Annotated in this window: 11 protein-coding genes and 1 pseudogene; 7 read left to right on the top strand and 5 right to left on the bottom strand. The window is 40.6% G+C overall.

All coding sequences use genetic code 11. From position 1 onward, the window contains the following. The 5 genes and pseudogenes from EII37_RS05345 to EII37_RS05325 all read left to right on the top strand — a co-directional run. The coding region (locus EII37_RS05345) for an LPXTG cell wall anchor domain-containing protein (RefSeq protein WP_124787835.1) at nt 1-289 on the top strand (289 nt) is incomplete at its 5' end. A gap of 479 nt (nt 290-768) precedes the next feature. Beyond that, a complete protein-coding gene (locus tag EII37_RS05340) occupies nt 769-1,446 on the top strand; it encodes a response regulator transcription factor (protein ID WP_124787834.1) in 678 nt (225 codons plus the stop codon). Further along, the gene (locus EII37_RS05335; protein ID WP_124787833.1) at nt 1,439-2,413 is read left to right on the top strand and encodes a sensor histidine kinase; all 975 of its coding nucleotides are present in this window, start codon (nt 1,439-1,441) and stop codon (nt 2,411-2,413) included. Before EII37_RS05340 ends, EII37_RS05335 begins: the two co-directional genes overlap by 8 nt. Nucleotides 2,414-2,502: 89 nt before the next feature. Then, nucleotides 2,503-2,724: pseudogene (locus EII37_RS11365) on the top strand (ABC transporter permease); the annotation flags it as partial. Nucleotides 2,725-2,908: 184 nt separating this feature from the next. After that, nucleotides 2,909-3,958, top strand: a complete 1,050-nt coding sequence (locus tag EII37_RS05325) for a DUF389 domain-containing protein (protein WP_124787832.1) — start codon at nt 2,909-2,911, stop codon at nt 3,956-3,958. Between the two features lie 255 nt (nt 3,959-4,213). On the opposite strand, the gene thrS is transcribed toward EII37_RS05325, so the two are convergent. Further along, nucleotides 4,214-6,157 (bottom strand): threonine--tRNA ligase, encoded by a 1,944-nt coding sequence (thrS, locus tag EII37_RS05315; protein WP_124787831.1) that lies wholly within the window; start codon nt 6,155-6,157, stop codon nt 4,214-4,216. Between the two features lie 528 nt (nt 6,158-6,685). On the opposite strand from thrS, the gene EII37_RS05305 reads away from it, so the two are divergent. Continuing rightward, nucleotides 6,686-7,528 carry a metallophosphoesterase gene (locus EII37_RS05305; RefSeq protein ID WP_124787830.1) on the top strand — a complete coding sequence of 281 codons (843 nt, stop codon included), beginning with the start codon at nt 6,686-6,688 and terminating at the stop codon, nt 7,526-7,528. Nucleotides 7,529-7,603: 75 nt separating this feature from the next. Beyond that, nucleotides 7,604-8,041: an Rrf2 family transcriptional regulator gene (locus tag EII37_RS05300; protein WP_124787829.1), complete on the top strand. Its 438-nt coding sequence runs from the start codon at nt 7,604-7,606 to the stop codon at nt 8,039-8,041. 111 nt (nt 8,042-8,152) lie between these two features. Here EII37_RS05300 and EII37_RS05295 read toward each other — a convergent pair whose 3' ends face one another. The 4 genes from EII37_RS05295 to EII37_RS05280 form a co-directional block, all read right to left on the bottom strand. Next, on the bottom strand, nt 8,153-9,343 hold the full coding sequence (locus EII37_RS05295) for a ferric reductase-like transmembrane domain-containing protein (RefSeq protein WP_185695954.1): 1,191 nt from the start codon (nt 9,341-9,343) through the stop codon (nt 8,153-8,155). A 144-nt stretch (nt 9,344-9,487) separates the two neighbouring features. Beyond that, a complete protein-coding gene (locus EII37_RS05290; protein ID WP_000443889.1) occupies nt 9,488-10,147 on the bottom strand; it encodes an amino acid ABC transporter permease in 660 nt (219 codons plus the stop codon). Nucleotides 10,148-10,156: 9 nt separating this feature from the next. Further along, nucleotides 10,157-10,834 (bottom strand): amino acid ABC transporter permease, encoded by a 678-nt coding sequence (locus tag EII37_RS05285; RefSeq protein ID WP_124787827.1) that lies wholly within the window; start codon nt 10,832-10,834, stop codon nt 10,157-10,159. Between the two features lie 12 nt (nt 10,835-10,846). Then, nucleotides 10,847-11,641 (bottom strand): transporter substrate-binding domain-containing protein, encoded by a 795-nt coding sequence (locus EII37_RS05280; RefSeq protein WP_124787826.1) that lies wholly within the window; start codon nt 11,639-11,641, stop codon nt 10,847-10,849. Between the last annotated feature and the right edge of the window lie 3 nt (nt 11,642-11,644).

The following is an 11,644-nucleotide window of genomic DNA, read 5'->3' as shown; positions in this document are numbered from 1 at the left end:
TAGTGACAATGGTGTAGAAACACGTCGTGTGCTATCTAACAATATTACCAAAGAACCGATTAATCAAGTTGTCTTAATAGGGATCAAAGCTATAGAAGGAGAGGAGGACAAGAAAACACTTCTCATTCCTTCGAATGAGAACATGATTCTTAGTTCTGATAGAAAATTAGTAAATTCTGCTAAGGAGTTACCAAGGACTTCAAGTATTGATGATAACAACTTATTTGTTCTTGGTTCAATAGGACTTCTCTTGAGTTTGGGATTGAGTGTTAGAAAAAGAAAAAATTGAGCATGAAATTTCAAAATTGATAGTAACAGGAGTTTTTCATAAAAATGGTAAAGAATAATTTTAGCATTATGAAAAAGTATTTTAAATATTGCTATGTAAGTAATATATATGGCAATAAACTTAATAGCTTTTTTGGAGATCATATTGGATTATCTTTCCTTGAAATGATGGGGCAAAAGAGCAGTATGATCAAGTTTAGTACGAATCTCTATGTAAATGTCGGTTGTAAAAATAGAGGAAGTTTTAATATTTGATTCTTTTAATTTAAGCAATTCTGTGAATTTTTAACAAATCTCATAAGTAACTCCCTGATGAATCATCTGCTGTTTTCATTATAGTTCTTATGAGATTTTTTCAACAAAATAGGCTCCATAATATCTATAGAGGATTTATCTACTACAAAAATTATAGTTCCTATTCCCAAATTCAGCCCTTCTAGCATGGAAAAATCTGTTATAATAATAGAAAAGGAGGAGCGCATGCACAAGATTTTATTAGTAGAAGATGATCAGGTCATTCGTCAACAGGTCGGGAAAATGCTCTCTGAATGGGGATTTGAAGTGGTCTTGGTAGAAGACTTTATGGAAGTTTTGAGTCTATTTGTTCAGTCGGAACCTCATCTGGTCCTCATGGATATTGGACTGCCCTTGTTTAATGGCTATCACTGGTGTCAGGAAATTCGTAAGATTTCCAAGGTACCCATCATGTTTCTGTCTTCGAGAGACCAGGCTATGGATATTGTCATGGCAATCAATATGGGTGCGGATGACTTTGTGACCAAGCCTTTTGACCAGCAGGTTCTTTTAGCCAAGGTTCAGGGCTTGTTACGCCGTTCCTATGAGTTTGGGCGTGACGAGAGTCTACTGGAATATGCAGGTGTTATCCTTAATACTAAATCCATGGATGTACATTATCAAGGACAAGTCTTGAATTTGACCAAGAACGAATTCCAGATTTTACGCGTGTTGTTTGAGCATGCGAGCAATATCGTAGCGCGTGACGACCTGATGCGGGAACTTTGGAACAGTGATTTTTTCATTGATGATAATACCCTCTCTGTCAATGTGGCTCGTTTGCGTAAAAAGTTGGAAGAGCAGGGCTTGGTAGGATTTATCGAGACCAAGAAAGGAATAGGGTACGGATTGAAGCATGCTTGATTGGAAACAATTTTTTCTAGCCTATCTGCGTTCCCGTAGTCGTCTGTTTGTCTATCTACTTTCTTTGACGTTTCTGGTTTTGCTCTTTCAGTTTTTATTTGCCAGTTTAGGAATTTACTTTCTCTATTTTTTCCTCTTGTGTTGCTTTGTAACCATCTTATTTTTCACTTGGGACATATTGGTGGAGATGCAGGTCTATCGCCAGGAAATTCTCTATGGGGAGAGGGAAGCCAAATCTCCTTTGGAAATAGCTTTAGCAGAAAAATTAGAAGCGCGTGAGATGGAACTCTATCAGCAAAGGTCAGATTCAGAAAGAAAACTGACGGATTTGCTGGATTACTATACCTTGTGGGTCCATCAGATCAAGACCCCCATTGCAGCCAGTCAACTCTTAGTTGCAGAAGTAGCCGACCGCCAATTAAAGCAGCAATTAGAACAGGAAATTTTCAAGATTGATTCCTATACCAATCTAGTTTTACAGTACCTGCGTTTAGAAAGTTTCCATGATGATTTGGTCTTGAAGCAGGTGCAAATTGAGGACTTGGTCAAGGAAATAATTCGTAAATATGCTCTTTTCTTTATTCAAAAAGGTTTAAATGTCAATCTACATGACCTTGATAAAGAAATCGTGACGGATAAAAAGTGGCTGCTAGTGGTTATTGAACAAATTATCTCAAACAGTCTTAAGTACACTAAGGAAGGTGGTCTGGAGATTTATATGGACGGGCAAGAGCTTTGTATCAAGGATACAGGAATCGGGATAAAAAACAGTGATGTCCTCCGAGTTTTTGAACGTGGATTTTCAGGATATAATGGACGCCTGACCCAGCAGTCATCTGGACTTGGACTTTATCTATCTAAGAAAATTTCTGAGGAACTGGGGCACCAGATTCGTATCGAGTCTGAGGTCGGTACAGGAACGACAGTGCGGATTCAGTTTGCTCAAGTGAACCTAGTCCTTGAGTGAGCCTCATAGATAAGAGTCCAGGATAAGACAACTGGGCTTTTTATCTTTAACTGTATATCCGAGTAAATTATTTTATCTACTATAAATAAATCTTTGAGGGATATGAAGACCACGAACGAAAAGGTAGTTCTAGATCAGAAGCAGATTAAGCAAACCAATAACAAGCAAATCTTGACAGTTTGCTTCCTTCCTGTAATTTTTGCATTTCTCCATTGACCTTTGCTTATCATATGCTTAGTTTGGTTCTAGAGTTCATTGAAGTAGTCGATGATACCATGAGGTTGACGATAACTTTCTCTATCTGTTCAATTGATCGATTTCGTCAGAGAAAGAATGTAAAATTTTTGATATAATGTTAAGGATGGACTGACGGATACTTAGAGGATAATTTTCAAAAGAATAACAAGTGAGAAGAAAAATATGTTAGATTGGACAGAAGTCTCTCTACCATCATCCAAGCAGAAACAAGATTATATGAAATAAGAGGAGTAACCAATGACCGGAAACTATTCAACACGTGAATACCGTGAGAAATTATATGATGATCTTCATGTTCGATTAAGAGATACAGTGATTTTGATGTGTGCGATTTTTATTGCCTCTATCGGACTAAATATGAATTCAACAGCTGTCATTATTGGAGCCATGCTGATTTCCCCTCTTATGACACCGATTGTTGGACTGGGGTTTGGTTTAGCTATTTTTGATACGCGTTTAATCAAGCAATCTCTAGAGGTTTTATTTACCCAAGTATTGGTCAGCTTGCTTGTCTCGGCTCTGTATTTCTGGATTTCTCCCTTATCTTATGAAAGTAGCGAATTGATTGCACGAACCTCTCCAACCATTTGGGATGTTCTCATTGCTATTGCTGGTGGGATAGCAGGCGTAATTGGTTCAAGGAAAAAAGAAGCAAACAATATCGTGCCAGGAGTAGCCATTGCAACAGCTCTGATGCCACCTATCTGTACTGCAGGCTATGGTTTAGCTAATGGAAATGTACGATTTTTATTTGGAGCTCTCTATCTTTTCTTGATCAACTGTGTTTTTATCATGCTAACCAATATTGTTGGAACAAGAATTTTGATGAGAAAATCTCCCTTAAGTTCATTTAAAGAGCTAAATATTAAAATGAGAATTGGGTTGATATCCTTGATTGTATTATTGATTCTTCCAGCCAGCTATTCAGCAGTTACTCTGACGATAGATCAAGCGCGAAAAGAAGGAATCAAACAGTTTGTAGGAAAAGAGTTCGCCAATCACACGGTTATTAATCAAGTCTACAAGTCAAGGAACAATGAATTGGTCTTGACGGTTGTTGGAGATCCGATTTCAGAAGAAGAATTAGAAACGATCCACCAAAAACAAGCCTCTTACGGTATTCAATCTGTTCAATTGAAAGTCAATCAAGTCCATAATTCGACAAAATTAGACAGTGATACGACCAAGGAATTTTATGAAACCATTAACAAGTATATCGATCAAAAACTCTCCGAAAAAGATTCACAAAAAGATCTCGTAAAAGAAAATGAAGCAGACAAGGAATGAGGATATTGACCTTATCAAACCCATGAAAGCAAATCTTGTGTGGTGGTTTGGTCAATCACTACTAGCTCGGATTAAATAATACTCTTCGAAAATCAAATTCAAACCACGTCAGCGTCGCCTTACCGTACTCAAGTACAGCTTGCGGCTAGCTTCCTAGTTTGCTTTTTGATTTTCATTGAGTAAAAATATAAAAAGCAACAGCTGTTTTAGTTGTTGCTTTTTAGGTAGCTAGGATTTTATCCCAGGTTTTGTCTCTTATTTCTCAACGCGTGATTTGTTGTCGATATCAGTAAGGATAGCTTCAACAAAGTCATCAACTGAGACAGTTTGTGTTTCTTTTTGGCCATAGCGACGAACGTTAACAGTTCCGTCTTCCATTTCCTTGTCTCCAACAATCAATTGGTAAGGAATCTTGCTGGTTTGTGACGCACGGATCTTAAACTGCATTTTTTCATTGCGTTCATCTACGTCTGCACGGACACCACGGTCACGGAGTTTTTTAGCCACTTCCCATGCGTAGTCCACGTGTTTTTCGTTAGATACTGGGATGAGGGTTACTTGGTGTGGTGCAAGCCATGTTGGGAAGGCGCCCTTGTAGTTTTCAATCAAGATAGCAGTGAAGCGTTCCATAGTTGAGATAACCCCACGGTGAATCATAACTGGACGGTGCTCTTCACCATCAGCTCCGATGTATTTGAGGTCGAAGCGTTCTGGAAGCAAGAAGTCAAGCTGGATAGTCGAAAGGGTTTCTTCTTTACCAAGGGCAGTCTTAACCTGGATATCCAATTTTGGTCCGTAGAAGGCTGCTTCCCCTTCGGCTTCAAAGTAGTCCACACCCATTTCATCAAGGGCTGCACGAAGCATGGTTTGGGCATTTTCCCACATTTGGTCGTTATCGAAGTATTTTTCCTTGTCCTCTGGGTCACGAAGAGAGAGGCGGAAGCGGTATTCAGTCAAGTTGAAATCTTCATAAACATCGATAATCAACTGAAGGGCACGTTGGAATTCTTCTTGGATTTGTTCAGGAGTTACAAAGAGGTGACCATCGTTGAGAGACATTTCACGCACACGTTGAAGACCAGTCAGGGCACCAGATTTTTCATAACGGTGCATCATACCGATTTCGGCGATACGGATTGGCAACTCACGGTATGAGTGAACATGGTGTTTGAAGACTTGGATGTGGTGTGGGCAGTTCATTGGACGAAGGACAAATTCTTCCCCGTCACCCATGTCCATAGTTGGGAACATGTCTTCTTGGTAATGATCCCAGTGACCAGAAGTCTTGTAAAGCTCAACTGAAGCAAGTGGTGGAGTGTAGACGTGTTGGTAGCCAGAAGCCAACTCTTTGTCTACGATGTAGCGTTCCAATTCACGACGGATAGTCGCACCATTTGGCAACCAGAATGGAAGTCCTTGACCAACCTCTTGAGAAATCATGAAGAGGTCAAGCTCTTTACCAAGCTTACGGTGGTCACGTTCCTTGGCTTCTTCACGCATTTGAAGGTAGTTCTTCAAGTCTTTCTTGTCAAACCAAGCTGTACCGTAGATACGTTGCATCATAGCGTTGTCGCTATTTCCACGCCAGTAAGCACCAGCTACGTTAAGAAGGTGGAAAATTTGGATACGACCAGTTGATGGGACGTGAGGACCACGGCAGAGGTCCACGTATTCACCCTGACGGTAGATAGTTAAACCACCCTCGTCTTCTGAGTGTTCTTCAATCAATTCTAATTTGTAAGGGTCATTTTTGAAGATTTCACGTGCCTCATCTTTAGTCACTTCTTCACGGATAGATGGGAAGTTTTCTTTAACGATTTTTTGCATTTCTTCTTCGATACGAGGAAGGTCTTCGTTGGAGATTTGACCAGCAGTATTGTCAGTATCGTAGTAGAAGCCATCTTCGATGGCTGGACCAACACCCAAGTGAATGTCTGGGAAAAGGCGACGAGCGGCTTGGGCAAACAAGTGAGCAGCTGAGTGACGTAGGATTGGAAGGGCATCTTCGTGATCAGGTGTCACGATTTCTATGTTTCCATCTTCAGTGATAGCACGAGTCGTATCGATGAGTTTGCCGTTGAATTTACCAGCCAAGGCTTTTTTAGCTAGAGAATTGCTGATAGATTGGGCAATTTCAAAAGTTGTAACGCCAGATTCGAATTCACGAACAGCGCCATCTGGGAAAGTAATGTTAATCATAATTTTCTCCTTATATTGGTTATCCATTATTTCTAAAGCAGAAGTGTTTCCCTATTTCGCAGTCTTAAATAAAGAGAAACAAAAAGCAACATCCTCGAAAGGACGTCGCAACGTGGTTCCACCTTCATTTATGTACCTCAAAAGAGAGGGACACCTCTGATTGGCTCTAACGTGGCCACCGTTTTATGTTTTCATAAAAGTCAGTAGAGTAGTATCAGTTTAGGCTTTCTATGCGTTTTCAGCAACCACGCACTCTCTAGTAGAAAGGGACTAAGTGACTTGTCTCTATGGATTATTATAGCATGATTGTGAAAATTTTCAAGATTTTTGTAGATTTTTTTGAATTTTCTTCATTGAAAAGTGCTTGCTATGCTTTGTTAGGAGTAATGTGAAATCATCTTTTTGATAAGTCTGTACCTTGATAAAAGTAGTGTTCTGGATTTAGTAAGAGTGGGTCAAAGGTAACCATTATACAGTATTTTTTGTTATAATATTAAAAAGATATATAAGAGGAAATGAGGAGAAAGAATGACAAAAATAGCTCTTCTTTCAGATATTCATGGAAATACTACAGCCTTGGAGGCTGTTTTGGAAGATACTCGGCAGCTAGGAGTGGATGAATACTGGCTTTTGGGAGATATTCTCATGCCAGGAACAGGGCGTAGAAGGATTTTGGACTTGTTGGATCAACTACCGATTACGGCTAGAGTTTTGGGAAACTGGGAAGACAGTCTTTGGCATGGTGTCCGCAAGGAATTGGATAGCACTCGTCCTAGTCAACGCTATCTCTTGCGCCAGTGCCAGTATGTTTTAGAGGAAATTTCCCTAGAAGAAATCGAAATGCTCCACAATCAACCTCTACAGATTCATCGTCAGTTTGGGGATTTGACGGTAGGAATTAGCCACCATCTTCCTGATAAGAACTGGGGGAGAGAGTTGATTCATACTGGAGCGCAAGAGGATTTTGACCGCTTGGTGACCAATCCACCTTGTGATATCGCTGTATATGGTCATATTCATCAGCAGTTGCTTCGTTACGGGACTGGTGGTCAATTGATTGTCAATCCAGGTTCGATTGGGCAGCCTTTCTTTCTAGATGCCCAGTTACGGAAGGACTTACGGGCCCAGTATATGATTTTAGAGTTTGATGACAAGGGATTGGTAGATATGGATTTCCGCCGGGTAGACTACGATGTGGCAGCTGAATTGCAGTTGGCTAAAGATCTTAAACTTCCCTATTTTGAGGTTTATTATGAAAGTCTGGTCAATGGTATCCACCATACTCATCATCAGGAATTTTTGAGAGAACTGGCCCAGAAAGAGGGCTACGATAGGGAGTTAGATGCCTGGTTGAAAAGTGGTAATGATTGACATTACAACTAAAAAGGGTATAATAATAGAAAAAGAAGAGTAGAGGCAGGGTAGCCTCGTAAAAAGGAGAAGAGGATGCAAATTCCAAGTAGATTTACCATTGCGACTCATATGCTGATAATCATTGCCCTCAAGGGGAAGGAAAGCAAGGTGACCAGTGATTTTCTGGCTGCTAGTGTCGGGGTCAATCCAGTCATTATCAGAAAGACCTTGTCCCAGTTGAAGAAGGCAGAGCTGATTTCAGTAGCGCGTGGAACAGGGGGAACAGAGATTGTCAAGGACCTCAAAGACATTAGTCTTTTAGATGTTTATCAAGCGGTCGAGTGTCTTGGTAAGACAGGTCAACTCTTCAGTTTCCATGACAATCCAAATCCAAATTGCCCAGTTGGAGCTCGTATTCATGATGTTTTGGATCAAAAACTGGAGAGAATTCAGCTGGCGATGGAGGCAGAGCTTGGTCAGACCAGTCTAGAACAAGTCGTGGCCGATGCAGAGAGTCAAATGAAGGATTAAGAGGGATAGATGCCTGCAAATGAAATGTCAAAACACTGCTAGAAATCTGGCAGTGTTTTTTTGAGACTGCGTAGAAAAAACTCCTGGGAAATTCCAGGAGAGTATGAGTGGTTATTTAAACTTGAATCCTTCGTAAATAAGCTCTGTTTTTGGATTTTGTTTCTTAATCTGTTTGGCAAGTGACTTCATCATAGAAAGAGGACCACACATATAGACGGTTGCCTGTTCGGGCACTTCTTCTTGCTCAAAATTAAGATAGCCGTCTTTCCTACTGTCTACTAGATGGAGTTCAAAATTAGGATTTTTCTGAGCATAGTCACGGAGCAAATCTAGATAGACTGCATTTTCATTTCCACGGAAGCTATAGTAGAAGTGAACCTGTTTATCTAAAATAGGATGTTCACGGATGTAAGAGATGAAGGGGGTAATCCCAATGCCTCCAGCAATCCAAACCTGATTTTCTCGTCCTTCTTCTATGATCATGTGTCCGTAAGCTCTGTCTACGCTTACTTTGCTGCCGACTTGAAGATTGTCATAGATATTCTTGGTATGGTCACCTGAATTTTTAACAGTAAAGTAACGAGTTTGACCATGACCTCCTGAGATAGAAAAGGGATGCGGAGCACTTTCAAAGCCTTCTTGGAAAATCTTTAGAAAGGCAAATTGTCCTGATTGATAGTTGAAAGGTCTGCTAAGATGGATTTGAATTTCTATAGTATCGTGATTTAAGCGTTTGAGATTAGTAATTTTCCCTAGATAGGGGAATCCAATCTTTTGATAAAGGAAAATGATATAAAAACCAGCCAGTAAGCCTAAAAGGGCATAGCTACCAACAAGAAAACTTAGAAGATTAAATGTAAGGAGACGATTGCCCATCATCATGTAGACGTGAAAGAGTCCCAAAATATAGGCTAGATAAACAAGGCGGTGAATCCATCGCCAAGCTTCGTATTGGATGTATTTGCCTAAATAGGCGACAAGGATGATACTGGCAAAGATATAGATGGCAAGGTTGCCAAACTGAGCGGATAAGCGAGAGCCCCACAGACCGCCCATACTAAAGTTATGCAAGATTAGTAGGATGATGGAGAGAAAGGCTGTGAATTTGTGGACAGTATAGACTCTCTCCAAACCGTGAAACCAGCTTTCTAGTAGGGGGAGACGAGTGGCTAGGATAAAAGTTAGAGATAGGCTTGTTAAAGCTAGTCCTGGAATCATGAATTGGGGAGAAGTGCTCATCCAAGTTAAAATAGTCAAGAGAAAACTAGATATGATAAAGAGTAGTCCTTTGATTGATTTCATAGAAAATTCCATTTCATTAATATTTTGATTTGTTGTAAATAAATTTGTTACATTTTATCATAGAAAAAGTATGGTGTCAAATTGAGGTATATAAATATCTACTATCATCAAAAAAACTCTCCAATTGAACTGGAGAGTGGCTGTTTATTCTGCAGCTTGTTGCCAACGTTTTGCTAGCATATGAGACAAACTAGAAATGGCTAGGTTAAAGCTGAAGTAGATGAGGGCAATCAGGATATACAGACTGAAGACCTGCTCTGGTTCGAAATAACGGCCCATGAGAATTTGGCTGGCTCCAAAGAGTTCTTGTAGGGCGATAACAGAGTAGAGAAGACTGGTATCCTTAATCACGGTTACAAACTGAGAAATGATAGCTGGCAGCATTTTACGAATGGCTTGTGGGAGAATGATGTGGTAGAGGATTTGGGCTGAGGTAAATCCTTGCGACATTCCTGCTTCGTATTGCCCCTTGTCCACAGCATTGAGACCGCCTCGAATAATCTCAGCTAGAGCCGCTGATGTAAAGAGGGTAAAGGCAGTGATTCCTGCTGGTGTGGATTTCATCTTGAACACTAAAAAGATAGTAAAGATCCAGAGGAGGTTGGGAACGTTGCGCACAAACTCGATGTAAATGCTGGAGATGATGCGCAAGACAGGATTTTTCCCATTTCTCATAACTGCTAGCACTGTCCCGATAAGGGTAGAGAGAACGATGGCAATTAGAGAAATATAGAGGGTCAAGCCAAATCCTTTAAAGATAAAGACTAGGTTATCTGGGGTTAAAACTTCTAAAATGGATTCCATAGTAACCTCCTAAAGTGAATAGGCTTTTTTGTTGGATTGCTCCATCTTGCGACCAAACTGGGCAACAGGGAAGCATAGAGAGAAGTAGAGCAGGGCAGCGCCTAGAAAGGCTGGGATATAGTTTCCGTTAAGAGCCGACCAAGACTTGGTCACAAACATCAAATCTACTCCAGAGATGATAGCGACTGTAGAGGTGTTTTTGATGAGGTTAACAATTTGGTTGGTCAAAGGAGGGAGAATGATACGAAAAGCCTGAGGCAAGATAATCAAGCGCATAGCACTGATATAGGTAAAACCTTGCGATAAGGCAGCTTCCATCTGACCGCTAGGAATAGACTGAATACCTGAGCGAATCACCTCAGCAATATAGGCACCGTGATAGAGTCCCACGCAGAGAACGGCTGTCCAATAAATCGGAATCATGATGATATGGTCACTGATAAGAGGTAGACCATAAAAGACGATGACAAATTGCACCAAAAGGGGAGTGTTTTGGTAAAATTCAACAAAGATGCGAGCCAAAATTCTCAATATTGGACGCTTGCTGGTTGACATGGCTCCAAAGAAGATGCCCAAAACCATGGCTAGGATAAAGGATCCGATTGCTAGGGAAAGGGTGAAGAGGAAACCATTGAAAAATTGTCCAAAATCCTGAAAATAGGCTGTCCAAGATGATAAATCTGTCATGGGGTATCCTCCTTAATCTGCAGTATGGCTAGATGGTTTGAGCTTGTAACGGTCATAAAGTTTTTGCAAACTACCATCCTTGCTCCATTTAGTGACCAAGTTATCAAGATAGTCGTTGAGCTCTGTATTTGATTTCTTAGTAACGATACCGTAGTCAGATGGCTTGAAACTATCATCTAGTAGTTCTGTCCGCTTACTGATGTAGCCAGATAGGATAGAACGGTCAACGGAAAAGGCATCGATACGGTGAGCGTGAAGGGAAGTAATCAATTCTGGGTAGGAACCAAGTTCGACGAATTTAAAGGTCAGGCCTTTCTTTTTACCCAGTTCGGTAATTAGACGTTGGGTAATGGAACCTTGGGCAACTCCGATGGTTTTTCCGTTTAAGTCTTCAATGTTTTTGATTTTGGCAGACTTATTGACCAAAAATCCAGAAGCGTCCGTGTAGTAGGGGCTGGTAAAGTTATAAAGTTTTTTGCGTTCGTCTGTGATGGTAAAGGTCGCGATATCCATATCGACCTGTTCATTGTCTAGAAGGGGTCCGCGAGTTTGTGCTGTAACTGGCACATAACGAACCTTGACCTTGAGCTCATCAGCTACCATCTTGGCCAGATCAGTTTCGATACCAGAATAGGTTCCTGTCTTGGGATCCTTGTAACCGAAATTGGGAACGTCTTGTTTGACACCAACAACCAGCTCGCCTCTCTTTTGAATGTCTGCGACACTGGTATCAGCCTGAACTGGTTTTGTAGCAGCAAGACCGAAAAGGCTAATCAATAATGCTGATAAAAAGAATTTCTTTTTCATAGG

It is taken from the genome of Streptococcus sp. OH4692_COT-348, assembly GCF_003859975.1.
GTDB lineage: Bacteria > Bacillota > Bacilli > Lactobacillales > Streptococcaceae > Streptococcus.
This window is presented reverse-complemented; position numbering and strand designations above follow the sequence as displayed.

What these genes read in the sequence shown, in the direction of transcription:
- EII37_RS05290 (WP_000443889.1), bottom strand. Translation starts at nt 10,147, where the DNA reads ATGGAATCCATTTTAGAAGTTTTAACCCCAGATAACCTAGTCTTTATC.
- EII37_RS05335 (WP_124787833.1), top strand. Translation starts at nt 1,439, where the DNA reads ATGCTTGATTGGAAACAATTTTTTCTAGCCTATCTGCGTTCCCGTAGT.
- EII37_RS05300 (WP_124787829.1), top strand. Translation starts at nt 7,604, where the DNA reads ATGCAAATTCCAAGTAGATTTACCATTGCGACTCATATGCTGATAATC.
- thrS (WP_124787831.1), bottom strand. Translation starts at nt 6,157, where the DNA reads ATGATTAACATTACTTTCCCAGATGGCGCTGTTCGTGAATTCGAATCT.
- EII37_RS05340 (WP_124787834.1), top strand. Translation starts at nt 769, where the DNA reads ATGCACAAGATTTTATTAGTAGAAGATGATCAGGTCATTCGTCAACAG.
- EII37_RS05280 (WP_124787826.1), bottom strand. Translation starts at nt 11,641, where the DNA reads ATGAAAAAGAAATTCTTTTTATCAGCATTATTGATTAGCCTTTTCGGT.
- EII37_RS05285 (WP_124787827.1), bottom strand. Translation starts at nt 10,834, where the DNA reads ATGACAGATTTATCATCTTGGACAGCCTATTTTCAGGATTTTGGACAA.
- EII37_RS05305 (WP_124787830.1), top strand. Translation starts at nt 6,686, where the DNA reads ATGACAAAAATAGCTCTTCTTTCAGATATTCATGGAAATACTACAGCC.
- EII37_RS05325 (WP_124787832.1), top strand. Translation starts at nt 2,909, where the DNA reads ATGACCGGAAACTATTCAACACGTGAATACCGTGAGAAATTATATGAT.
- EII37_RS05295 (WP_185695954.1), bottom strand. Translation starts at nt 9,343, where the DNA reads ATGAAATCAATCAAAGGACTACTCTTTATCATATCTAGTTTTCTCTTG.